Origin of the sequence: Paenibacillus alvei DSM 29, from assembly GCF_000293805.1 — a bacterium.
Classification (GTDB): domain Bacteria; phylum Bacillota; class Bacilli; order Paenibacillales; family Paenibacillaceae; genus Paenibacillus_B; species Paenibacillus_B alvei.
Genome location: NZ_AMBZ01000001.1, coordinates 1,040,369 through 1,063,979, shown reverse-complemented (window position 1 = coordinate 1,063,979; position 23,611 = coordinate 1,040,369). Strand labels below are relative to the sequence as shown.

General features: G+C 44.8%; 32 protein-coding genes. 23 read left to right on the top strand and 9 right to left on the bottom strand.

Annotation, left to right across the window (positions count from 1 at the left end):
* Positions 1-89: 89 nt before the first annotated feature.
* From PAV_RS05010 to PAV_RS05000, 3 genes are all read right to left on the bottom strand, one after another.
* The gene (locus tag PAV_RS05010) at positions 90-5,198 is read right to left on the bottom strand and encodes a S8 family serine peptidase (RefSeq protein WP_005544043.1); all 5,109 of its coding nucleotides are present in this window, start codon (positions 5,196-5,198) and stop codon (positions 90-92) included.
* Between the two features lie 333 nt (positions 5,199-5,531).
* The gene (locus tag PAV_RS05005) at positions 5,532-6,716 is read right to left on the bottom strand and encodes an MFS transporter (RefSeq protein ID WP_040735475.1); all 1,185 of its coding nucleotides are present in this window, start codon (positions 6,714-6,716) and stop codon (positions 5,532-5,534) included.
* 172 nt (positions 6,717-6,888) lie between these two features.
* Positions 6,889-7,353 carry an ArpU family phage packaging/lysis transcriptional regulator gene (locus PAV_RS05000; protein WP_005544041.1) on the bottom strand — a complete coding sequence of 155 codons (465 nt, stop codon included), beginning with the start codon at positions 7,351-7,353 and terminating at the stop codon, positions 6,889-6,891.
* A 355-nt stretch (positions 7,354-7,708) separates the two neighbouring features.
* Between PAV_RS05000 and PAV_RS04995 the strand changes: the two genes are divergently transcribed.
* The 3 genes from PAV_RS04995 (at position 7,709) to PAV_RS04985 (ending at position 9,751) form a co-directional block, all read left to right on the top strand.
* Positions 7,709-8,170, top strand: a complete 462-nt coding sequence (locus PAV_RS04995; protein WP_005544040.1) for a hypothetical protein — start codon at positions 7,709-7,711, stop codon at positions 8,168-8,170.
* A 6-nt stretch (positions 8,171-8,176) separates the two neighbouring features.
* Entirely contained in the window at positions 8,177-9,175 is a 999-nt protein-coding gene (locus tag PAV_RS04990; RefSeq protein WP_005544039.1) for a DUF3383 family protein, read from the top strand.
* 111 nt (positions 9,176-9,286) lie between these two features.
* Positions 9,287-9,751 (top strand): phage structural protein, encoded by a 465-nt coding sequence (locus PAV_RS04985; protein WP_005544038.1) that lies wholly within the window; start codon positions 9,287-9,289, stop codon positions 9,749-9,751.
* Here the strand turns inward: PAV_RS04985 and PAV_RS35920 are convergent.
* From PAV_RS35920 to PAV_RS04965, 4 genes are all read right to left on the bottom strand, one after another.
* Positions 9,748-10,386 carry a site-specific integrase gene (locus tag PAV_RS35920; RefSeq protein WP_005544037.1) on the bottom strand — a complete coding sequence of 213 codons (639 nt, stop codon included), beginning with the start codon at positions 10,384-10,386 and terminating at the stop codon, positions 9,748-9,750. The genes PAV_RS04985 and PAV_RS35920 overlap by 4 nt on opposite strands.
* Before the next feature lie 80 nt (positions 10,387-10,466).
* A complete protein-coding gene (locus tag PAV_RS35915; protein WP_005544036.1) occupies positions 10,467-10,952 on the bottom strand; it encodes a tyrosine-type recombinase/integrase in 486 nt (161 codons plus the stop codon).
* 84 nt (positions 10,953-11,036) lie between these two features.
* Entirely contained in the window at positions 11,037-11,375 is a 339-nt protein-coding gene (locus PAV_RS04970) for an ImmA/IrrE family metallo-endopeptidase (RefSeq protein ID WP_326100594.1), read from the bottom strand.
* Positions 11,376-11,418: 43 nt separating this feature from the next.
* A complete protein-coding gene (locus PAV_RS04965) occupies positions 11,419-11,910 on the bottom strand; it encodes a helix-turn-helix domain-containing protein (protein ID WP_005544034.1) in 492 nt (163 codons plus the stop codon).
* A 181-nt stretch (positions 11,911-12,091) separates the two neighbouring features.
* On the opposite strand from PAV_RS04965, the gene PAV_RS04960 reads away from it, so the two are divergent.
* From PAV_RS04960 to PAV_RS37500, 14 genes are all read left to right on the top strand, one after another.
* Positions 12,092-12,289: a helix-turn-helix domain-containing protein gene (locus PAV_RS04960; protein ID WP_005544033.1), complete on the top strand. Its 198-nt coding sequence runs from the start codon at positions 12,092-12,094 to the stop codon at positions 12,287-12,289.
* 29 nt (positions 12,290-12,318) lie between these two features.
* A complete protein-coding gene (locus tag PAV_RS04955) occupies positions 12,319-12,507 on the top strand; it encodes a helix-turn-helix domain-containing protein (protein ID WP_005544032.1) in 189 nt (62 codons plus the stop codon).
* A 151-nt stretch (positions 12,508-12,658) separates the two neighbouring features.
* Positions 12,659-13,573, top strand: coding sequence for an ORF6N domain-containing protein (locus PAV_RS35615; protein ID WP_005544031.1), 915 nt, complete (start codon positions 12,659-12,661; stop codon positions 13,571-13,573).
* 28 nt (positions 13,574-13,601) lie between these two features.
* Positions 13,602-14,129 carry a hypothetical protein gene (locus PAV_RS04945; protein ID WP_005544030.1) on the top strand — a complete coding sequence of 176 codons (528 nt, stop codon included), beginning with the start codon at positions 13,602-13,604 and terminating at the stop codon, positions 14,127-14,129.
* A 178-nt stretch (positions 14,130-14,307) separates the two neighbouring features.
* Entirely contained in the window at positions 14,308-15,270 is a 963-nt protein-coding gene (locus PAV_RS32155; RefSeq protein ID WP_005542756.1) for a phage replisome organizer N-terminal domain-containing protein, read from the top strand.
* Positions 15,197-15,505, top strand: a complete 309-nt coding sequence (locus PAV_RS04935; protein ID WP_081505648.1) for a replicative helicase loader/inhibitor — start codon at positions 15,197-15,199, stop codon at positions 15,503-15,505. Before PAV_RS32155 ends, PAV_RS04935 begins: the two co-directional genes overlap by 74 nt.
* Positions 15,498-16,805, top strand: a complete 1,308-nt coding sequence (dnaB, locus tag PAV_RS04930) for a replicative DNA helicase (protein ID WP_005544029.1) — start codon at positions 15,498-15,500, stop codon at positions 16,803-16,805. The genes PAV_RS04935 and dnaB overlap by 8 nt, the downstream gene beginning before the upstream one ends.
* A gap of 13 nt (positions 16,806-16,818) precedes the next feature.
* Entirely contained in the window at positions 16,819-17,943 is a 1,125-nt protein-coding gene (locus tag PAV_RS32150) for a DNA-methyltransferase (RefSeq protein WP_005544027.1), read from the top strand.
* Between the two features lie 28 nt (positions 17,944-17,971).
* Positions 17,972-18,658, top strand: coding sequence for a hypothetical protein (locus PAV_RS04920; protein ID WP_005544024.1), 687 nt, complete (start codon positions 17,972-17,974; stop codon positions 18,656-18,658).
* A 91-nt stretch (positions 18,659-18,749) separates the two neighbouring features.
* Positions 18,750-19,226 (top strand): ASCH/PUA domain-containing protein, encoded by a 477-nt coding sequence (locus PAV_RS37160; protein ID WP_005544022.1) that lies wholly within the window; start codon positions 18,750-18,752, stop codon positions 19,224-19,226.
* Positions 19,201-19,647 carry a beta clamp domain-containing protein gene (locus tag PAV_RS04910; protein WP_040734967.1) on the top strand — a complete coding sequence of 149 codons (447 nt, stop codon included), beginning with the start codon at positions 19,201-19,203 and terminating at the stop codon, positions 19,645-19,647. Before PAV_RS37160 ends, PAV_RS04910 begins: the two co-directional genes overlap by 26 nt.
* Positions 19,638-20,267, top strand: a complete 630-nt coding sequence (locus tag PAV_RS04905; RefSeq protein ID WP_040734965.1) for a beta clamp domain-containing protein — start codon at positions 19,638-19,640, stop codon at positions 20,265-20,267. Before PAV_RS04910 ends, PAV_RS04905 begins: the two co-directional genes overlap by 10 nt.
* Positions 20,267-20,407 (top strand): hypothetical protein, encoded by a 141-nt coding sequence (locus PAV_RS35905; protein ID WP_238555743.1) that lies wholly within the window; start codon positions 20,267-20,269, stop codon positions 20,405-20,407. Before PAV_RS04905 ends, PAV_RS35905 begins: the two co-directional genes overlap by 1 nt.
* A complete protein-coding gene (locus tag PAV_RS37500) occupies positions 20,382-20,816 on the top strand; it encodes a sigma factor-like helix-turn-helix DNA-binding protein (protein WP_051135051.1) in 435 nt (144 codons plus the stop codon). The genes PAV_RS35905 and PAV_RS37500 overlap by 26 nt, the downstream gene beginning before the upstream one ends.
* Positions 20,817-20,877: 61 nt before the next feature.
* Here the strand turns inward: PAV_RS37500 and PAV_RS04895 are convergent, their stop codons facing one another.
* Both PAV_RS04895 and PAV_RS04890 read right to left on the bottom strand, forming a co-directional pair.
* Positions 20,878-21,294 carry a type II toxin-antitoxin system HicB family antitoxin gene (locus tag PAV_RS04895; protein ID WP_005544019.1) on the bottom strand — a complete coding sequence of 139 codons (417 nt, stop codon included), beginning with the start codon at positions 21,292-21,294 and terminating at the stop codon, positions 20,878-20,880.
* Positions 21,295-21,320: 26 nt separating this feature from the next.
* Complete coding sequence (locus PAV_RS04890) at positions 21,321-21,524, bottom strand: type II toxin-antitoxin system HicA family toxin (protein WP_005544018.1); 204 nt, start codon at positions 21,522-21,524, stop codon at positions 21,321-21,323.
* Between the two features lie 333 nt (positions 21,525-21,857).
* Between PAV_RS04890 and PAV_RS35215 the strand changes: the two genes are divergently transcribed.
* The 6 genes from PAV_RS35215 to PAV_RS04875 all read left to right on the top strand — a co-directional run bounded on the left by PAV_RS35215 (position 21,858) and on the right by PAV_RS04875 (position 23,509).
* Positions 21,858-22,019 (top strand): hypothetical protein, encoded by a 162-nt coding sequence (locus PAV_RS35215; RefSeq protein ID WP_167549024.1) that lies wholly within the window; start codon positions 21,858-21,860, stop codon positions 22,017-22,019.
* On the top strand, positions 22,016-22,564 hold the full coding sequence (locus PAV_RS04885; RefSeq protein WP_005544017.1) for a site-specific integrase: 549 nt from the start codon (positions 22,016-22,018) through the stop codon (positions 22,562-22,564). The genes PAV_RS35215 and PAV_RS04885 overlap by 4 nt, the downstream gene beginning before the upstream one ends.
* Before the next feature lie 233 nt (positions 22,565-22,797).
* Positions 22,798-22,959: a hypothetical protein gene (locus PAV_RS37155; RefSeq protein ID WP_306416484.1), complete on the top strand. Its 162-nt coding sequence runs from the start codon at positions 22,798-22,800 to the stop codon at positions 22,957-22,959.
* A complete protein-coding gene (locus tag PAV_RS37150) occupies positions 22,935-23,087 on the top strand; it encodes an HNH endonuclease (RefSeq protein WP_309145461.1) in 153 nt (50 codons plus the stop codon). Before PAV_RS37155 ends, PAV_RS37150 begins: the two co-directional genes overlap by 25 nt.
* Entirely contained in the window at positions 23,080-23,247 is a 168-nt protein-coding gene (locus PAV_RS34470; protein ID WP_005544016.1) for a hypothetical protein, read from the top strand. The genes PAV_RS37150 and PAV_RS34470 overlap by 8 nt, the downstream gene beginning before the upstream one ends.
* A gap of 37 nt (positions 23,248-23,284) precedes the next feature.
* A complete protein-coding gene (locus tag PAV_RS04875) occupies positions 23,285-23,509 on the top strand; it encodes a hypothetical protein (RefSeq protein ID WP_005544015.1) in 225 nt (74 codons plus the stop codon).
* Positions 23,510-23,611 lie beyond the last annotated feature (102 nt).

The window sequence follows — 23,611 nt, the reverse complement described above, 5'->3', positions numbered from 1 at the left end:
AAGAGCCTCAAGTGAAAGGAAGTAAGAAGCAGGCCTCCGAAGAGGTCTGCTTTTTATTCATCCTATGGAACTGATATTACTTATTCAGATTAAATTGTGCCTAAGAGTTTCATCATACGATAGAGAATAGAAGCCACTTGCGCGCGAGTGGAGCTTTGATCGGGAGCGAAAGTGTTGTTAGACATGCCATTGATCAATCCTTTATTTACCGCATACGCTACCGCGGCTTGGGCATTCGCCGAAATCCGATCTTTATCCTTGAAGTTTAATTGCACTTTCTCGCCTTGCAGATCGACTTTCATGGCATTGACCATCAATACGACCATTTCTTGGCGGCCCAGGATATCATTTGCCCCTGCCATCGTGACGTAATGACTCCATTCTTTCTCTTGGCCAAGAATACGATCCAAGTGCGCCACGAATTCTGCGCGCGTTATCGTATCGTTCGGAACGAATTTGGATTCGCTTTTTCCGTTGGTTACGTGTTGAGCCGCGATAACTTCGATTTCATGTTTTGCCCAATGGGTTTGAATATCGTCGAACGAAATTTGAACCTCCATCAATTCGAAGGAACCGAACGTTGACGTCGTAAGTTGAATGTTCCCCGGCTGATGCGCGGCATTGTATCCTACATATCCCCATTTCCCGCTTCCGTCTTGCTGGTATACGCCTACTTTTTGCAAATCGATTACTTTGTTGGACGGCTTAAGGCCGATTTCAATCGGATGGCTCAATTTTCCTTTATCGTTGCCGATCGTTACGATCTTCGATACGATGGTTGTTTGATTTACCGACAGGATCTTCACTTCACCATTGTCAGGATCTTTTACCGATAAGATTAATTTAAAACCTTTTTCACCAATAAAATCAGCCAATGCATCCGCAGGGACTCTGATAGTGAATCCATTGCCGGTAAGGGTTAACCCTTTGCCGGATGCCAGTAGTTTGTCGGCCGTTGCTTTGTCGAAGATTGCATCTACACTGTTGTAGTCGTTGAAGCCAATATCGGTAAGGTCCAGCGTGACGTCGGCCGCTTTTGAATCTTTCAACTGGGCGATCAAGGCCTCAGTCGATACGCTTATCGTTGCGAAAGTCATACCCTTATCATTTTTCTTCATATAGAGCGTGCCCGCTTTTGCTTTCTTACCCGATGGTGCAGGAGTCGATGGTGAGCTTGGTGTGGAAGTCGATGGCGAGCTTGGAGAAGTCGGTGTTCCTGGATTCGTTGTGCTAGAATCCTTGGTTACGGTGACTGACACCTCGTAAGATTTGCCTTCATAAGATACAGTGATTGTCGTTTTCCCTGCTCCAACGGCTGTCACCTTGCCGGTATTGCTTACTGTAACAATGTTCGTACCAGGTACGCTATACTTTGCATCCTTTGTAACGTCTTTCTTACTTTTATCGCTATATGCCGCGGAGACTGTAAGTTGAGCATCCTTCCCAACTTTTAGAGCCACGCTGTCCGGCGATACCGAAATCGACGTTAATTTGACTGGGGTTGTCGTTTCTTCTGTGACAGTAACAGGTGCCTCGTAGGTTTTACCTTCGTAAGATACGGTTACTGTCGTTTCACCTTTTCCTATGGCTGCCACCTTTCCGGTGTCGCTTACCGTAGCAATGGCTGAATGAGCTACACTATAATCAGCATCGTTTGTAACGTCTTTCTTGCTTCCGTCGCTATACACCGCGTTAACCGTAAGCTGAGCATCCTTCCCAACTTTTAGAGCCACGCTGTTCGGCGATACCGAAATGGACGTTAATACAGGATCGACTGGAGTTGTAGTGACGGTAACGGGTACCGAAGCCGATTTCCCTCCATAAGATACCGTTATCGATGTGCTGCCTTCACCTACCGCCGTTACTTTACCATAGACAACGTCTATGACACTCAGATCGTAATCGGTATAGATGGCCCCATACGTAACGTCACTAACGCTTACCGGGAATGGCTTGCCGTCCGCATCAATATATTGAGCCGTTACTATAAGATCCGCAGTGGAACCGACGCCTAAGGTTAAAGCCTCTGGCTGTACTTTAATTCCGCTTAACACGGGATCTGCGCTAGTAATCGTAACGACTTTCTCCGCATGATTAGCCGCCGCATCATCTACGATCAATTTCAGCTTATTTATTCCGGTTGTTAAACCGTTTAACGTGATTCCGAAGTTTCCATTTTGATCAAGCGTTACCGGTTGCGAAGAAATCAAGTTGTCGTTACTGTCCGATAGTTCGTATTTCATGTGCAAGTTGTCGTTAATGTTGTAATCCAAGTTCAATTCTTTTTCAACGACGGGTCCGAATTTCACGTAAGAATCGTCGATCGAACCGGAGAACTGCAAATTCGAACCTGTGACATTCAGACTGTCGGACGAAACGATTTTAGGCGTGCTCGTCTTGATATATACCGGAAGAAATCCCCTTGCTACGACCGCCGTTTGGGTGGAGTTTAGCGTTGTAATCTGCATGGCATAGACGCTTTCCGGAGCCAACGCGCTCAGGGTTGATCCCGATTGTCCCCACGGATGATATTTACCGGTAAAGTTTAACGTTTTTGCTCCCGTTGTCGTGCTGCCGGTGTTCAAAATCCATCCGATAGAACCGTCTCCGTAAGGTCCGCCAGTTAGATCGTTTAGATCATAAAGTTCAATGTACGTAGCTGCTTGCCTATCGTAGAATTCATATCTCACAGTCGTGCTGTCCAGCTTGCCATCCCCGTTTGGAGAGATATGGTTGCTGTCGATCGTATAGGTCTTCAATCCCGTAGGTGGGGTGAAATTCGCCGCGAAGGGAAGAATTAGATTTGTCGTTCCGTTTGTAATCTTCACGTAACCCAGCATTTCGTTACCGGTTGTTCCAGTCCCTTTCGGAACGTTTAGCGTCACGGTTAAATTTTGTTCATCTGTTAACGTAAAGCTGGACTTGTCGACCGTTACGTTCGAACTCGCTAACGTGCCTGTTGCCGCTTTTGTCGTTTGGACGGATACCGTATAGTCGCTTGGGCTTCCCGTTACGTTTTTGACTAGAATAGACCGCGTTACCGTTGTTGGATTATTCGCATTCGGAAACACGTTGCCGAAGGTGATCGTGCCTTTGATATTGTCATAGGTCTTATTGGAAAAGGTGGTCGGTTCCGATTCATACGCGAGCGCTTCGGTCGTCGCTGCTTTAAGCGGCTGAATACGTCCCGGACCTTGAGCGAATACGTCGTTTTTGGTTACGTCCAGTTGCTTAGCCGTATTCGAAATCGCGACTTTGATATCGAACGGAGTCCAATCCGGATGCTGCGATTTAAGCAAAGCTGCAACCGCTGCTACGTGTGGAGCCGCCATACTCGTTCCTGTAAAACGGTCGTAGGATTCGGTATAGTCAGGCTGAGGCTGTCCTTGATCGGCATAATCTTTGCCATAGGCAGGAATCGATGACATGATGTTGGTTCCTGGAGCGGAGACGTCCGGTTTAATATCAAAGACCGGATTGGCAGGCCCGCGCGAACTGGAATTATTGATATCGTCGCCTAAAGTCGAACCGGTAGTGAATTCTCCGAAGGTAACGGTTCCTGTGTCGTTCGCAAGAGCCTTTCGCAGCGCGCTTCCGTCTGTGTAGGACATATCAAACGTTGGGATGGACGCGAAGGAATCTCCTACAAGAACCCCCGCTGGCCCTGGAGTATTCGTTCCGCTCGAAGAGTTGTGAACAATAACCGCTACGGCACCTGCGCTTTTTGCTGCTGCGATTTTATCCACGAAGGCAATATCTCCGCGGGCAACGAGAGCGACTTTGCCGTTCACATTCAGACCTGTGTAATCCGTCGTTTGGCCTACGCCAGGGATTGCAACGACATCATACGTTCCCGTCAAAATATTTTTCGGTTCTGTGCCGAATTTCCATGCCATCAAATTCATGATATATGGTGTGCTGGTTCCCGCTTTGTCTAGAGTTACGGAAGCCTTTCCAGCCATCGTTTTTTCCGGAACAGTAGAGTTGCCTACCGATATCGCAAAAGCTGCCGTGCCTGGACTGCCGATGGTCCCTCTGTTTGGACCTGAGTTACCCGTAGAAACGACTGCTACCGTGCCCGCTAGAACCGCATTGTTGATGGCGATTGCGTCAGAAGCAACTTGGCTATTGTTAGGTCCGCCCAAAGATAGATTAATAATGTCCATTTGCTCGGCTACGGCTTTATCGATACCCGCAATAACTCCTGAATTCGAGCCGCTCCCGTACGCGCCCAGCACGCGATAGGCATACAATTCAATCGAAGGGGCAAGCCCCTTTATACCAAAAGGGTTCTTGCCTTGAGCAGCAATAGTCCCGGCAACATGGGTTCCATGTTGGGTATTAAAAGGTTCTCCAGTAGTAGGGTGCACCCACGGTCTATTATCAGGGTGATCCAGCGGTGTTGTTTCATACGGATCGTCATCCGCTCTAGCGCGAGCGTATCCCGTCTCAGAACCATCTACTACTTGCGTAATAAAGTTATGTCCGCCTTTATAAACGTCTTTTAATTCCGGATGATAATAATCGATTCCGGTGTCAATAACGCCTACTTTAACTCCTTGGCCTGTATAGCCTAAGGCCCATACGGCTGGAACTTCAAGGAATGGATTACTTGTGTTCATCATTGGATGAACTTCACTATCCGGCAGCTTTGAGGACTCTATCCCTAGAGCGTGGACTTCCACGTCAGGCTCTACCATTTGTACACCGTTCAGCTTAAGCAACTGTTCCACTTGACTTGCTTTTGCCTTAAGAGAGACTCCATTAAATGCATACTTGTATGTAAAGCCTACGCTAGCTTTGATTTTGTTGCTGCTTAATTGGCTAACAAAGCTTTGTTGCTGTTTAGCGATTTTTTGTTTCGTGTTCTGTTCTGAGGCTGCAGTAAATGATTTGCCCTCAAGCATACTCATACCCTTCGCTAGAGCTACCGGGGCTTCGGATAATTGGACGATAACTGAAATTTCCTTGTCGTCGGTAAGGTTTTGTAAATCGGGATGCAGTACTGGCTCTTGACCTTCTGTAAATGTATTCTGATCAACAATCTGCTGCATTTTTGCGCGCACTTCAGGACTCAGTGCCTGCCCCGTCAATTCTGTGTATGAATCAAATGCGTATGCGGAAATCGGAAACAGGAGGGAAAATAGCGTCAATACGACTACTAGCAAATGGCTTACAAATAAACGTAGATTCTTCAACCGGCTTTACACTCCTCTTCTATAAATTATAGATAGCACTTACCAGGTTTTTTACACCTCCTTTCATATTCTGAAAATGATGGCGGTACAACTAAGAATATATGATATATATTGTATCGTGTCAACGCTTTCATGTTAACGAAATGTAACTAAAATTAAATTTCGTAAAATTAAAAGTAAAAACGACACTCTATACCAATTTTCGGAGTAGAGTGTCGTTTTTTGGGCTTATTTCCTGCATTGAATATAAATTCGCTTCCAATTAACCAGGTGGTTAACCAAATATAAACGCGTGGAATTTGCATCATATCGGCTGCCTTCGGCTTGCTTCATTTATTCAGCTGCAGCAGCTGTAGTTGCCTTAACTTGGGAAGAACGAGTCAGAGAGAACATGGCACTACCCAGCGCCAGCAGGACGAACAGACAGCCAACCCATGCATTATTGGCTACTGAGCTCTGTTCAATGACAAGACCGCCCACGACAGAACCGCTTGCAATACCAAGATGAAGTACTGATGAGTTCAGGCTAAGCTGAATGTCAGCCGTATCGGGAGCAGACTGCATGAGATAGCTTTGCTGCGCCGGGGATAATGCCCAACTGAGCGCACTCCAGATCACCATAGAGATCAAGAAGACGTAGAACGATACTTGTGCCGTTAGCGGCAGGACAAACATAATCACCGCGAAGCTCGATACAATAAGCAGAATGGAACGTTTTGTTCCCCACTTATCCGCCAGCAAGCCGCCAAGTCCTCCGCCAGATACGGCTGCCAAGCCGAACAAGAAGTACACGATGCTGGTCATGCCTGGGCTAAGCTGGAACGTCTTCTGTAAATAAGGAGTCAAGTATGCATAGAGAGTCAAATGTCCTGTCAGCATCAAGTACGAAATGAGATGGCCGCTAACTAGCTTCGCACTTTTCAGAGATGCAAGCTGGGTGCGCAATGTCGTAACCCCGGAAGGAGGTACCTTCGATAAGAAGGCGTAAATCCCGATGATCGCAATTGCCGTTAATCCCACAACAAGCAGGAACGGTGCTCGCCATCCGTACGCATTCCCAATAACCATGCCAATAGGAACCCCTAAGACAAGTGAACCGCTGATGCCCATGTAGATTACGCCAATGGCGCGTCCTTTATATTCCGGTTGGACGAGTTTCGAGGCAATTGTGATCGACAACACGACAAGCAGCGAGCCGCTGGATGCAGACAAGGCTCTGGCCGCGAGCAATGTTGCATAATTCGAGCTGAACGCTACGATAAGATTCGAGATCAGGAAAATGAACAAAAAGACAATATACAATTTTTTGCGCTCAAATTTGGCCGTGAGATTCATTAATATAGGCGCCGATACAGCAAAAGCAATCGAGAAGATTGTAATCAGCTGCCCGGCTGCACTGACGGAAATGTTCAAATCCGAGGCAATCTGATCGAGGATTCCTCCAATAATGAGTTCTACCGTACCGACCACGAATGCCGCTACTGCTAAAATATATACACGAAAATTCAAAAGAGACATTCCTTTCTGTTTTGAATAAAAAGTTACTACTATTATAGTAACCTTATTGATTGTATGCAACAGAAAAGTATTCCTGCGTGTCCAATCTGTTGTGCTCTATAAGACGCGAACAAGCCGGTCCAAGATGAAGCATCCTGGCCGGCTTGCTTATTTGCAGCATCGATTGCATTCATTACGATGTCCTGGTTGAACGAAAGGCGTACTGGAAGGCATTCAGCAGCTTGGCGAATGCGCGCTTGCGGATTTGTCCGTAGGTTACGGCGCTGATTGGGGGATCGAATCGGAAATTGTATACCTTCGTATCCGTCATGCGGGCTTCCTTCATATATCGCTCGCGGATAAGCAGTTGCTCGTCCGGCTCCAATTCGTGCACGATGGATTCAATCAATTCGCAAAACGCCAGACATTCGCTTGCTTTATCTGTATTATAGACCGCTACAGCGGCAGTTGGGTCGCCGAACCGGTTGGTCGCGCCATTTTCTCTCGCTTCATAATTCGTTGTAATGCGCGCTTCGCGAACTGTGAACCTCATCACTTTACACATTCTGTATTTGGCAAATACCTCATCAATTCGTGCTTTTGCTTGCTTCACATCCATCGCTTCATGCTCTGGCATGTCCAAGAACCCCATCATCATTAGGCAAGGCCTCCTTCGTTTCCATTCATACTCGAGGTTGTGTACTTCCTATTTATCTATTGGGTCCAGCATCGAAATGGAACACCGTGGGCAGGTATTCCCATTATACCACAAAAACAGGAACATGTGTTCTTATAAATAATTAAAAACAAATCAAAAAGAAACTATAAAACGAGTTTAAAGCAAACGCATGTTCGCCGTTTTATACTATTAACGTGGACATCGTGAGCAGAAAGGATGCTGCATTAATTGTTTTCAAGCAAGCAGTATGACGCTCAACTCAGATGTCCGACTAGCAAAATTAGCAATAAAAACTTTAGCAATTTTCCCAGTAGATGAAGGGAGGTGATGTGAATTGATTGTATATCGCGACATCGTAGAACGATGGCTCTTGCCCATGGGGAAGGCATTGAACATGCCGATTGTTCCCTTGGACGGCCTAAGGGCGGATCAGACGGAACCGCTTATCGCGTATGACGTGGCTGAGCCCTACATTGATTGCTCGCCGCATCATGCGGAGTCAGAGGGGATGATCGAGAAGGTCATCGAAATGGAGTGGCTTCTTCTCATTTGCTCCAAAGAACGCATGGATATGGCGGAACGCTGCCGAGATTTGCTCGGCTGGCAGTGGACGGAAGGGTTGGAGTGCTTGACGACAATCCCAGCCGTGCAGGTGCATATTGGGCCCGCGCAGTGGAAGACGGAGCCGACTGCCGGACTAGGTCTCCACATTAGGCTCCGAATGAAGGATCGCTTTGAGCGAACCATTACGTTCATTGAAAAAGTGGAATTACAACGAAACGAAAAGAAGGAGTGATTGTTCATGTCTATTCAAGATGTGCAAGTAACGATTGATTTACAAAAGCCTACAGGTCGGTTGTCCTTCGGAATGCCGCTTATTATCGGGAAAAAGACCGGAGGTTCTGCCTATAAAGAATATGGGGATCTAAAGGCAGTCAAGGATGATTTCGCGGATACGACGGTGGAATACAAAATGGCGGAGGCGCTCTTTGGACAAGGTGACCGCTCACCGGCTCGCATTGCGATTACAGCTTGTGATGAGAATGAAGAACCGGTAGTTCGCCTTCGTTCTGTATTCGATAACGGCTGGTACTATCTGCTCTCCTCCGATAACAGTGAAGCTGTAGTTGAGGCATTGGCCGCAGAAATAGAGAAGGAAGATTACCGTCTGTTCTTTACCCGTGCTGCTGATAAGACAAAGCTTCAAGCGCTGAAGTCCAAGGCCTATACGCGAACGGTCGTGTTCTATCACACGGATGCCGCGGTATACCCAGAAGCTGCGCTCGTAGGTTCGGTTGGTTCCGCTGAAGTTGGCTCTGTGACGTGGAAGTTCAAGAAGTGCACAGGAATCGAGGCGATGAAGGTAACGGCTGGCGAGTTGATGGAAATCCACGACAGCGGCGCGATTACGTACGTGAACAAGCAGGGTGAGGCCCGCACTTCGGAAGGCAAGACGCTGTCCGGTGAGTATATCGACGTCATTATGGCGCGTGATTATGTGCGTGCCCGCATGGAAATGCAAATTCAGAATTTGCTTAATCAATCGAGCAAAATTCCGTACACGGATGCAGGAATTGTCCAAATCGAGAGTGCGGTCATTAATGTGCTGTTGGAATCTTCCCGTATGGGCATCATCGCGACAGACGACAGCGGCGAGCCGTTGTTCGGTACGTCCTTCTTGCAGCGCAATGAGGTGAATCCAACCGATCGCGCGAATCGCGAATACCGCGGCGGCTCGTTCTGGTTCGAGATCGCGGGCGCGGTGCATCAGGTGAAGGTGAACGGTGTTATCCGCTTTTAGTGGATCACTTTCCATCACGAAGCATGACGCTTCGATTTCTTGCAACCTTCTTGGTGCTAAAAGTGATTTGTTTATCACAAAACATTTTCTATTAAAGGATGGTGCTTATCTATGAGTATCGGTATTTATGATGCAAAGCAAGTTTCTGTAACAATCAACAACGGTTACCTTACGGGATTCGGCGAAAATACATTCGTTTCCTGTGAAAAGGACGAGGAGCAGACGGTTGCGCATGTTGGTGCGCGCGGCGAGGTAGCGATTGCCCATAAGAACAATCCGCTCGGAACAATTAAGTTGACATTGATGTCGACGTCGCCTCAGCTTCCGCTCCTGTATCGTCTTGCACGCGAGAAGAAGTTGTTCCAAATTTGGGTGAAGTCCAACAATCAACCAAATGAAACGATCGGCGGTACGCAGGCTGTTGTGAAAAAGGTTCCGGCGGCTACGTACGGCTCGGAGCTTGAGGATCGTGAATTTGAAATCCAAGTGCTGGACGAAAAGAGAAAACCCTGTAATAAAGCGGATATTCCGTTTTCTGAGGAGTGGTTTACCCACACGTTACCCACAATGATCTAGGAATTCATGAGTCGTTCAAATTTATCAGGAACAAGCTTTTTCCGCGATTGGGTAACGTGCAGATAGACCTGAGTAGTAATCTTATCGTTTTTATGTCCTAATCTGTCTTGGATGACAGCTAGATCTTCACCCGCCTCAGCTAATAGTGTTACGTGTGTATGCCTCAGGCTGTGCGGTGTTAGGGACGTTGGAAGTCCTGCGAGCGTAAGCAATTTCTTGAAATGATACTCTACCATGTTTATATTGCCTGGGTATCCCGGAAACTTCGAACTCCAAAAGATAAACCCCACGTCGTGCTTAATCCCTACTTCCTTCCTTTTCCGTTCCTGCCAAGCTAACTGAGACTTGATAGCTTTAATTACCGTTTCACCGATACTTACCTTGCGGATGGACGATTTATTCTTAGGCGGTCCTAGCGTATATTTTCGGACACCACCGATATCGGTTAATGTTTTAGTGACGGAAATGAATCGTTCACTTTCGTTGAAATCATCTATCTTGAGTGCCAACAACTCCCCGATCCGTAGTCCTGTGTAGGCAAGGGCAGCGAACAGGTTGTAGTTCTGGGTAGAACCTCGAAACCTAGCGGTGTTCAGTAAATGTTTCAATTGTTCTTTTTCTAAATATTTTGGCAAGTCTGTTTCTCCAGACTCGATCTCCTCGAGTGTTTGTTTAAATACGGGGACTTTCGATCCTTCTGTGGGATCATTGGTAATTATTTTTTGTGAACGGCATTTCCAAACATCATACGTGCATTACTATGGTATTCCTTTAATGTCCCCTCCTCTCGCCCTTTCTTCTTCAAGTCGTTCAGCCACTGCTGATAATCATCGCCTGTTATTTCTTTGACTTTAGTGTCCTTACCTAGAAACCTCTTTAACGATGAGATTACAGTCTTTTTGTTGCTTATTGTGTTTCCCCTGGGGTCATTTTCTATAATGTAGTTCTCTAACCAACGTTCCAGCCACTTCTCTAATGTAATTTCCTTCTCATCAACCAACTTTCCCCGTAACTGATCGGCTCTTATTAATATCCCAGCCTCGTAAGCCTCCTGAGCTGTTGGATATGCTTCCGTTTCCTTTTGTTTCCGTTTCTTTTTTCCGTCTACGATGACAGGCACACTGTACCTATATGTGTAACGACCATCTCGTTCTCGGACTCCGGGCGGGAGTTTCTTCTTCTTTGGAGCTTTTTTTTCCATCTCATTTCCTCCGCATAGAATGTATGTTCGGTTAAATGCGTATAATAAACAGCCTTACGGCTGGAAAGCGCGAAGGCGTGGTGACTATGAAACGCCTTTGTAGTAAGAAACCATTTCATCTGGGATCTTAATACGGCAAAAATAATTAAAAACAGATTCACCATCGTAAATTGTATCGTTTGCCGTGAGCAACTGTACTGCGAAAATATTAGCCTGTCGTTCCTGCTTGGCGGACAAAAAGAATGTATGGCTATCAACAAAGAATCGGTTAACGCCAAAATGCAAGAGGTCATGTCCCAACTCGTGTGCACATACGACACGCTGCCATTCCTCGCTAATTTTGTTATTGATAACAATGTAGCGCTGCCGGAATTTTGTATAATACATTCCGAAAGTAGAATCCCCTAGATCCTCGAATCTCAATATTATTCCTCTTAGTTTTGCTATCTCGAAAGGGCAATTTGTCTTATATTTCTGCATCAATATCCTGATAGCCCGATTTATCATGTATACAAACACTCCTCAGACAGTTATTTTTTGTATCGTCTGATTTCTCTTTATAGCGCTTGTTTGTAAACTTTTCCTTGCTTCTATGCTTCGCATCCCAGAAGAGGGCTTCAAGAACTCGCATAACTTTCTCCCTGTCCTCCCCTTCGATTGGTACGCCGTCGAACATTAGACTCGCATCATCTTCGAGCATCTTTTTGAAGTCTCTTTTGTCTTTTTGATTGGCCCATTCAGGGTGGTCTTCTTGGTGTTTATTACCTGTGATTCGATCTAAGGGGACGCCAAAATAGTCTGCAATGACCTGGAGAGTGCTGATCTGAGGGTCTTTTGTTCTGCCTATCAAGATATTTGTTAACGTCGTGTAAGGTATGTCAGTATCTTTTGCTAGCTGATAACGGCTTATCTTTTTAGCTTTCATCAGCGCATCGATTCTTTCAACAATGCTCACCATTCCACACCTACCTAATTGAGTTATAACCCGATACGGTTATATTACATGGAGATAGTGCGATATGTCAAGAACAAAAGAGTAAGATGGAGAAAAAAGGGTGTTGTATTACTCATACGGGTTATTATCGGGATTGTATATAACCCGTATGAGTTATAAGATATGTTCAGGAGGTGAACGACAGATGGGAATGACAATCGCAGAAAACGTCCATAAGCTTCTTGAAGAAAAAAGATGGACTGTTTACCGTCTTGGAAAAGAGAGTGGGGTATCTCTAACTGTATTGTATGGTCTCGGTGCGAAAAAGCAAGGCCCTAACGCAGAAACGTTGGTGAAGTTAGCAAACGCTTTAGATGTAACAGTAGATGAACTTGTAAGGTAATTTTTTGCAAGGAAGGAGGTGGACATCCGATGAAGACACCGACAAACTACTTGCCCCTTGTTCTAACCATTAAGGATGCTGCAGAGTATTTTCAACGCTCCACCAAAACAATAAGACGGCGAATAAAGTCTGGCGAACTCCGCAGCTACAAGGAAGGTCAGGAACATCGCATTCGTCGAGAATGGCTACTTGAATACGAACATCGATTGATGGGGTAATCGTCATGATTGGTATCTACTCTGTAACGAGGTTAATTCACTATCGTTATGGTCGATAGCGGACTTGACTCTAAGCTAGTGGTCAAGCGTTCATGTGGTTAGATCTGAACTATTGAACATTCAATTGAATTATCAGAGGAGGAAAGAGTCAGTGAACAAAGATAAATTCAATTCATCCATGAATGATTGGATGAAGGCACAGCAAAACAAACCTGTTATTAATGGTACAACAAACATAGGTGGTATTGAGGTGCCAAACATCTCTGGAGGTTTTGGAGATGACAAAAAATCAATGCTTGTCAAGGACATTGCAGCGATTCATGGTAGACAGTTGTTTAAAGTCAATGAAGCTATCAACAACAATGAGAAGAGGTTTGTGTATCGAGTGGACATTATTGATGTAAAGCGTCCAGAGTATAAAGAATTCGCTATCCTTTTGGTGGATAGCGGAATAATGACTCAAAATGCAGTGAACGCAGCCAACAATATCTTTATCCTTTCGGAGCGCGGATATGCCAAACTTCTAAAAATCTTTGATGATGATCTTGCTTGGGACAAATACGAGGAGATCATTGATGGATATTTTCGAAAGAGAGGTACTACCCCAAACGTTGATGAACTTAGCCCAATTCTTCAACTCATGATTAAAAATGAACTTGAACAAAAAGCCTTGAAAAGAGATGTCGCAACTTTACAGAATGGGCTTGATACACTGACAGAAAATCTTACAGCAGTCCCGGATCCAGCGAAGGTCAAGGATCTGATAAACGAGTACCAACGATGGACAAGGCTTGAATATGACCAAATATATTGTTCAATCTATGAAATTATGCTAGACCAACACGGCTTGGATATACCACGGAGATTGAATAATGAGCGTGAACGTATTGATGTAGATTACTTCGAACGTACTGGTCGGCATTATGCCGAAAAGACACTGAAGCAAAAGGTAAGCGGAATCGACGTAATGGTTCGTATGGGTGTTCTGGACAAATTTCATTCAATTTTGGTTGGTATGTTAGCCAAAGCAAAGAGTGCAAACACCAGTATCCGACAACATTACTGATTTACTAAATAGAAAAGGAGTTTTTTATATGTCAACTATCCAATTGAAAGAATCAAAAGCTAGAGAAGTTATGCATTTATTCGAGGTGATGAAGAAGTACAATGCAAAATGCAGTTTGGAAATAAACATCGGTAAACACAATGATCCTTTTGTCGCAATTGCTCAAGAGCCTGTATCAACGGAATATTTCGTAGAAGAAGAAGGGGAAGTCTTAGTCGTAAGTCTTGGGGAAACCGATTTAACGTTTGATGTTGATTCTCATTCGTTCGCCAAGGAAGTTACTGACTGCCAGATCCTTATATGTATAGTGAATGAAGAATACGCAGCCTGGTTTAACAGTGATGCATTACCTCAAGAAGCTATTGAATTAGCTAATGGTTGCGATGATACAGAAGATGAAGTAATCAAGTTGAACGTATTATCAACAGATTTCGATGAATCACTAAACTACATGAATCAATTGTTAGTTGAAGGAAGAGTCATTAAGAACGCGAAAGTATTGGGCGGCGGCGAACAAATTTTAACTGTTGGATACATCAACGGTAAAGAGTCATGACTTTACCCGAACTTGCTCGCCTATGGTTCTACCGTAGTCCGCTGCAACATGCAATCATCGTTCGCAATATCTGCGAGAAGAAAGAAAAAAGACCCTTTGCAGAGGGTCAGCTTGAAAACAAAAGTTACGGCAATTGTATACAAAATTTTGCTCCTTTGCAATAGGAGGGAGAAATCACGTGTCAGAAATCAAGTGGATTAAGTTAAGTGTCGGGTTATTTGACAACAAGAAAATAGAGGTTATAGAAACCCTTCCAGAAGCAGATACGCTCATCGTTATTTGGCTAAAGCTCCTTACTATGGCTGGAAAGTCTAACGCTGGCGGTTCAATCATGCTTACCGACACCATTCCTTATACAGAAGACCAACTCATTTCATTGATGAACAGACCAATCACAACCGTAAGGGCTGCGTTCAATCTGTTCAAACAATACGGAATGATCGAGATTTGGGAAGATGGTCGGGTTTACTTATCTAGTTGGGAGAAACACCAAAATGTTGACGGTATGGAGCGCATTAGAGAGCTAGACCGGAATCGAAAGAGGAAGCAACGTGAAAAGCAACGCGCGCTACTTCTTCAAGAGAGTGGAAATAGTCACGTGACAGTCACGGGACAAGTCACAGAATCAGACGTGACAAATCGTGACAGTCACGCAACAGATATAGATATAGATATAGATATAGAAAAAGATAATACCTTATCTCATCAAAAATATGATGAGGGAAATGTCTACTTTCAAATGGCATTATATTTTCATCGGAAAGTGATGGAGCATGCAGAAGCAAACAAGGTTGCTCATTTGATAAGAAAACCCAATATGCAAAATTGGTCGGATGATTTCAGAAAGATAATCGAATTAGATAAACGTGATACCAAGGAGCTTCAAACCGTTATCGACTGGTGTACAACAAATTCATTTTGGAGTTCTGTTGTTCTAAGCCCCAAGAAGCTCAGGGAGAAATACACGGAACTTGGCTTGCAGATGAAGCGAAAGCCTAGTTCAAATACAGCGAACCGGACAGATGCCAACAAAGATTTATTACGGCGCAGAATGGAGGAGGTACAGAATGAGTCCGAAGGAGACACTTCAAATCCTTTCCTTGCTCTCAACGGCGTACCCGACGGTAACCCTAACGGATGAATATATCAAGCTTTGGGAAATGATGATGCGCAACGTTCGTTTTGATGTAGCTATCAATAACCTTACTAACCATATTCAAAATTCAAAATATCCGCCTACGATTGCCGAGGTTTCGGCTTCGTCAGGTAGTGTAAACGCAGAGCGAAAGAAGCAAGAGACAATCGAACGACTGGCAATGCTTGAGGGCTGGAATAGCGCCGCTTGCTTGCCAGCAGGAGGGAACCGGAATGATTAGTCAATTCGCGAGTATTGAAACGGAACAGTCGGCACTTGGTTGCATCCTTGTCCAACCGGAATTGATAGAAAGCAGCCGTTTGAAACCGGAAGACTATTATTACGCTGGACATCGATTCATCTTTGAATCTATGCAAGGGCTGAACGACGAAGGAAAGCCCATTGATGCAATTACACTCGCTGATAGGATGGGCAACGAATTGATGGGGATGGGTGGCGTGTCATATCTGACACAACTGAGCAACGCCGCTCCGTCCATCTCGAACTTTGATTTCTATGAAACTATCATATGGGAATCATCAATGCGCCGTAAGACGCTAGAAACCCTCAAGAAGAAGTTTGATGAGGGAAAAGGGGTAAATGATCCAGAAGAGTTCTTAGCGTCCATACAGGACGAAATAGAAGCCCTAGCGAAGCAAACCGAGCCGACCAAGTCATTCAAATCTATGGGTGATGTCCTAAACAATCACGAAGACATCATAATCGAGCGCCAGAAACAAAAGGGTCTTACAGGCGTGAAGACGGCGAGTTCTGCAATGGATAGGCTTACTGGTGGATACCAGAAACAAGACTTGGTTATTATCGCGGCTCGGCCTTCCATCGGAAAAACGGCGTATATGCTGAACGATGCAATTTCGGCGGCTCGTTCTAAGACGGTGGATGCGGTCGGCATAATTAGCCTTGAAATGCCAGACATGCCCGTAGCTGAACGAGTTGTATCGGCTGTGGGGCATATCGATGGCATGAAGATTAGAACCGGATTGCTGGCAGACGATGAATGGGGAAAATACACAATGTCGCGCCAGATAGTAGCTGACTTACCGCTATGGATTGACGATTCCCCGGGCGTAACGATCCAGCAGATTGCCGCCAAGGTGAAAGCGTTCCGCAAGCAGCATGGACGAGTAATCATCTTCATCGACTATCTACAGCTTATCGACGGCGGGAAACGTTTCGCGAATAAAAACGAGGAAGTGGGCTACATAAGCGGAAAATTGAAGCAGATAGCGCGGGAAAATGATTGTCCTATTGTCGTCATTAGCTCATTGAGTCGAAGCGTAGAGCAGCGGCAGGACAAGCGCCCGATGATGTCCGACCTTCGGGAATCTGGGAAGATCGAATTTGATGCCGACATGGTAATTTTCCTGTACCGCGATGACTATTACAACGCAGATACCGAGAAGAAAAACATTGTTGAAGTCATTGTTGCAAAGGGAAGAAACACCGGGACGGGTTTGATTGAGATGGTCTATTTCAAAAACTACAGTAAATTTGCTGATATCGAATATAGCGGTTCGTAAGGGAGGGCATGAAATGATAATACAGGGGGATTGCAGACTGGTAATGCAGAGTATGAATCCCGAACAATTTCATACTTGTGTCACTTCGCCCCCTTATTGGGCACTACGTGATTATGGTGTTCCTCCTAGTGATTGGCCAGAAGTGACTTACACACCTATGACGGGAATGCATTCTATAACTGTTCCATCTTGGACGGGCTGTCTAGGACTAGAACCAACCATAGAAATGTTTGTTGCGCACATGGTTCTGATATTCAGGGGAGTCTGGCGAGTCCTACGAAAAGATGGAACGCTATGGTTGAATTTCGGGGATTCGTTCGCAGGTAGTGGGAAAGGTGCTTGGAGAAACAAAGAACGTCAAAAGGAAACTTACATTGCCGATCCAGACAGCCCACAATGCAAGGTTCCTAAACTACCAAGCGGACTAAAATCTAAAGACCTAGTTGGAATTCCTTGGCGCGTTGCATTCGCTTTGCAAGCTGATGGTTGGTATCTGAGAATGGATAACATTTGGAACAAGCCGAATTGTATGCCGGAAAGCGTCAGGGACAGACCTACGAAAGCGCATGAATATGTTTTTCTATTCTCGAAATCAGATCGCTATTATTACGATGCAGAAGCGATAAAAGAGCCGCTAGCATCTTCAAGTATAAAACGACTATCGCAAGATATAGCTTCTCAGGCCGGATCCACAAGGGCGAATGGCGGAGCTAAAAAGAACGGCAATATGAAAGCCGTTGGAGGCTCGAAAGGGGCATTTGGACAGCCTCAATCTAGGAATAGAAGTGGTAACAAAGAAAGGAAATATGGTGATCAGCGAGATCGTCCCAATTCACATCTTGGCACGTCCGTTCCGTGGGAAGGTACGAAAAGGAATAAACGATCAGTCTGGACGGTAGCAACATCTAAGACAACAGATGCACATTTTGCAACATTTCCAGAAATGTTAATAGAACCATGTATTCTTGCAGGTTCGCCGGCAGGAGGAAAAGTGTTCGATCCATTCGGGGGATCCGGCACTACGGAGAAAGTATCAATCAAGCATCATAGAAAATGTACATCTATAGAGATAAATCCTGCTTACATCGAAATTGCTGAAAAGAGAAATGCGGTTGTTCAAACTGTACTGAATTTCTAACTCAAAACAAAAGGGAGAGTGTTTATAAATGGACTTGAACAAAATGGTGCAAGACGCATTGGCTGGTATCCAAAAGGAACAGGTTGTGGAGCAGTTAGTTCGTCAGAAGTTGGAAAAGACGTTGGCTAGTGTTGTTGACGACGTATTGAGCAGCTACAGCGATTTTGGCAAACAACTCAAGAAGGAAGTTGAATCTCAACTCGATATCAACCTTAAAAAGTTGGATATCCCAACTTACAATCAAATGGTCTTGAATGTTGTCAAGGAACAACTGGATAAAGCCGTTACAATCCAAGGTGTCGAAAAGATCAAGGCTCATATGGATGAGATTTTGTGCGGAGCAGAGAAAGAATATCGTCTTTCGGAAATTATTGAAGCCATGAAGAATGAGGCAACCGAGTATGGCGACGTTGATGATAATGAAGTTTCTCTTCATGTCAGAAAAGGAACTGTTTTATGGTTCATAGATTTCGATCCAGAAGAAGACAAGCTACCTTACGATTGTAAATACCAAATTTCAATTCTAGAGCCTAAGGGCGGGAAAGTTGGAAAAATCAACACGGTTAAAATCCATGACAAAGAACTTAATAACAACGCGATTATGGGTGGGCTGCATGGGCTAGAAGCAACTTTGTTCAAAATGTTTACAATTGGTGCTGATTTGGTTGTGGACGAGGACAATGTGGACATGTATTACCCACGCGAAGACTGGTAAGAGGGAAAACATTTGAATCAACTTTGGTACGACGAAAAAGAGAATTGAATTCGTTGAGGGCTTTTATAAGCCCTCTAGGGGAGGTACTGAAATGCTGCATGATCTTAAAATCCTGCCAGAGTATTTTTCCGAGGTAGTTGAAGGGAATAAAAAGTTCGAGGTTCGCAAAAATGATAGAGGTTATCGGACTGGTGATGTATTGGTATTGCGCGAATGGGATTCATTGAAAGAAGAGTACACAGGGGAAGTGTTCTGGTGCAAAGTCACTTACATCCTCAAAGACTCGCCGTATCTGCAAGATGGATTCGTAGTATTGGGTATTTCTCACTTGAACGATGTCGGGCAGCTAACCACGCTGCGCTTCGATTCCTGGTCTGAATTTATCAAAGCTTTCGGAACTACGATGATTAGAGAACAGAAGCTGTTCGATGCAGTTATGAACACGCTGGGAGCTACCAGCAAGGCGGCGGCGTATACAGAATCCGCAACCATTCACCACAGACTACGAACGGTCATTAAGGAAGCATATGGGGGTGATATCTTTGAAACTGAGCGCAAAGAAAAATGACCTGATAAAATCCATTCGGTGTATGACATTTCCTAAGTCAAAGCTGCTTATCGAGGCGGCAGGCGGCACCGTAAAGCTATCTAGCTCAGATGATACCGTTGTAATCAAGTCACAGGTGGACGCAGAGATTACCCAAGCTGGAACCTGCTGCGTGGCAACTCCGATTCTATTAGATATATTGATGAAAATCAGGGGCGACAAAATTGATCTTGAGGTAAAAGAAGGGAACTTGTGCATCAAGGGGAATCGCGCTCAGATTGTAGTGGCGTTGTTGGACGTTGAATCATTCCCATTTAATTTGTCCGAACCTGATACATGGAGCTTCACCATTGATTCAGATGTTCTAAAGAAAGCTATTAAAAAACGGCGCACGCTATCATCACCGAAAAAGTTCCGAATGCCCTTAAAGGGATGTGCATAAAAGCAGATGGTTCTATTCTTACATTCTCGGGATGCGATACAAAGCAATTCGCAATGTACACCGTAGAATTGCCGAGTCAAGAGAATTTCGTCGCCATCATTCCGAAGGAGCATTTGAAATTAATTGAAAACATTTTAACTGAGAAAGAGATTAGTTTCGTTGTTTCTAACAACTTTGGAGTGTTTGCTACAGAGACACATGTTTTATATACAAGGTTATTGAACGAGAATTACCCACCAGCGCCACCCGTTTTGAGTAAGGAGCCAAAGTGCCAGGTCGAGATAGAGTCCTCGGAGTTAATTAACTCAATCGAATTGGCAACTATTACGGCAGACAAGGCTTCCAAGGGAATTAGAGCCGTATCAATAAAAACTGTTGATGGTGGCATAGAAATAGCGGCTCGTAACGAACTGGGGAAAACAACAGATTTCATAAGCGCAGAAACACATGGCGAGGAAATGGTTTGTGCTTATGATTCGGGTTACCTAATCCATGCACTACGAGCGGCAGATATGGCAAAAGTAGCACTTGGATTCGTAGGAAAAAATGGCCCAGTAATAATAAATGGTGATTCCAGCAGCTTTTTAGTCGGTGCAGTTTTAACTAGGGAGGTGTCTTGATGGAAGAGCAAATCGAAATGGTGATTAAGGACGGCGTTCTCATTATCGAAGGTGGGGAGGACGAAGAGTATGGAAGACTTGATTCCCAAGTACAAGAAGACGATCAAAAAGTTAATGCTGGCGAAAGAGTCAGCGCATGACGAAGTCGAGAAAAAAATGATTGGCGAAATGATATCCAGTACGCAATTTTCGTTGGATTGGATTACAAAGGGGTTTCACCCCGAAAATAGAAGGGGTATTCATCGGAGATCAGTTGCACAAAGGACAATCCCAATAAATCCACTTTACATGCAATCGTTCGCTTCACCCGGATCGTGTGGGAGTTATACAACACTTTCAGACTATCAACGCTTTCAGATCGAGGACGCAATGTCTGAACTGACCGAACAAGAACGGCAAGTATTCACCCTTCATCGCGGGCTAGGGTTTTCCCTTAGACAAATTGCTCTCGAAATGGATTTGACGAAGAGTTCGGTTCAAACATGCTTAGAACGAGCAGAAGAAAAAATAACTAGGAAGAAGCAAAACAGCTTCTTCCTAACGGGATAATGAGGTAGTAAGTCGCTGAATTAATCAGCGGCTTTTTTCTTTCGGTTGCAAAAAAGACTCCTCATGAAGAGAAGTCTTTAATGCCGAGTTTTTCTTTCAAAGCATCCTGCAGCGTCTGAGAAAAATTGATACCTTCCTGCGAAGCTTCATCATTTAACCACTTAGGAAGGGTGACGGTCTTGTTTATAGCCTTATTACGGATGCGTTCGCGAACAAAGTCGGTATTCACTTGGATTAGAGACACAAATTCACCAGCTTCCAGTTGAACAGAGTCCGGCTTCGATGATTGCGGTATGTTGTCTTTATCCTCTTCCATAAGGTACAGGTGACCACCAAGGGCATCTTTAGCCATGTGGAGAGCTTCTTCGATTGTGTCGCCTTCTGTGATGCATCCAGGAAGATCAGGGAATGTGACAGTATAACCGCCTTCTTCCGGTTCGCCAGGGCTGAATACAGCAGGGTAAATGTACTTACTCATATATATTAACCTCCTTGGAAGGCGGGCTATATTAGCCCCGCCTGTTTGAAGATGCTTTCTCTTGTTTTCCGTCTAATGTCTTTCTTCGGGTGAGGGACGGAAACCTTACCCTTTTTGGTTGGATGCTTGAAGTGATAGTGGTCACCTTCTGTATTTTTATGTACCCAACCATCAGCTTTTAGGATTTTGATGATTTCACGTGATGAGTATGCTTTATCTAGGTTGACCATGTTGACCTCCTTTCTATATTCATTATAACACATGTAATAACACGTGTAAATAGAAATAACACATGTTTTTACACGTGTATATGTGGCGCGGGCGAATATATGCCTTTTTTGTCGTACGGTTGCCACCTATATGTGAAAGCCTAAAATCATTAACAACATAACCTTTTTATAAGCCGTCTCTTCGGGGGCGGCTCCTCTATTAGTCGCTTAATACGAGCGGCTTTTTATTTTTGTACAGAAAGGGTGTGAAACCATTGAATCTATTGGCGTGGTTGGTGAAAGTCACCGCTTTCCGTAATCGGGACATCCCGAGGAATCGGGGTGAACGTAGGCATGGCAAGAAAACGTAACACCATATTGCTATTTGCAGAAAAGCAAGACAAGAGAGAACAGCCCGAAGGCTGCAAAGGTTGTGAATGGGGTAGATGGGATGGCGTCGCACAATTTTGTCTAAGACCAATCCCATGTCCGCGCAAGGACGGTGTTCGCAAATGAACACAGTACAACCGATTCGCGACCATGAACTATTACAGGACATCCTTGATTACTTGGAGAGCACGAACTATCGAAACTTCATTATGTTCCTTATAGGTATCGACACCGGGCTTCGGATTAGTGATATATTGCGTTTGCGAGTCAGGGACGTTACAGGCTCACACATTTCTATTCGAGAAAAGAAGACAGGAAAGCAGAAAAGGATACTTATTACTACAGAGTTGAAACAAAAGCTCGCCCCATATATAGAAGGCAAGCCGCCGAACGAGTTTCTAATACGTAGTCGCGAAGGGCTTAACAGGCCAATCACGCGCGAAATGGCGTACAAGATCATCCGTGCTGTTGGCGACGAGTTTGGTTTGTCGGAGATCGGATGTCACACGCTTAGAAAAACATTCGGATATATCTTCTACAATGTCACGACGAAGAAGGACATCGCTCTGTTGATGAACTATTTTAATCATTCCTCTACACAGGAAACACTTCGTTATATCGGGATGACACAGGACACGATGGACATGGCTCTTAAACGGCACAGAAGGTGATCAGTTCCTCATATATGGAATAGGTTAAACTCGTTTAACTGAATAGTAATAAAACCGTGATACGCTTGACTTTTCTGTTATCTATTGAGTTTAACAAAACCCACAGTATGTGTAATTCAAACAGGGGAAAATGTTCACAATTAAGAGGTGCATTTTGGTGGGATTGTCACCCAAAAAACCATGCAAAAAACCGGGGTGCGGTGAACTTACGAGAGAGGGATTTTGTTCCGAACATGCCAAGTCAGCAAGGAAGTATGACTGCGTTCGCGAATCATCATCCAAGCGTGGGTATGGCCGCCGATGGCGAAAGTATAGGGAAGATTACCTTGCACGCCATCCGTTATGTGTATGTGATGAATGCAGAAGGAAAGTGGTTCCCTTGCCCGCCGATGTAGTAGACCATATCCAGCCTCACAAGGGAGATTACAAATTGTTCTGGAACCCAAAGAACCACCAGCCAATGAACAAGCGCTGTCACGACAAGAAGACAGCCAGAGAGGACGGAGGGTTTGGTAATGGATGAATTTAAGTTAGGGGCTAAACTGCATTACTTGGAACAGTTAGTCAAGCTTGTTAATGCAGATTTCTTAAATGGTATGGGGAGGGCTAGGCTCCTCGATAAAATTGACGTAGTATGCAATTCCATTGAAGAGGATCTATGTCTAATAGATATCAGTCAGTGAAGAATCTCGCGCATTGAATGGAATGGAGGAAGACGGAATGAAGATACACATTGGATCTATTGTGCTGGAAGGTACGCCGAATGAGCTTGTGGAGTTCCAACGGTTGAGTGACTTGCTAGATGCAGATGCAGGGCGCAAAACGACCGTAGTTAATACGCCTCAAGTTAAGGTTTCAAACGATTCGGTTCAAGCGCTCACAAGTGAGCTTATGGGCGTTCTCAAGTCATTAACCGGAAACAAAAAAGTTTCGGTCGAGGGTTAGGCAGCAGCCCCCCAGGGGTCGAAAAAGTGGAGGTGTCTCAGCGTAGACCGCGTGCCCCTCGCTCGTGAAAAAAAGTCCCCGTGAAGAAATTGGGAGAGTGGA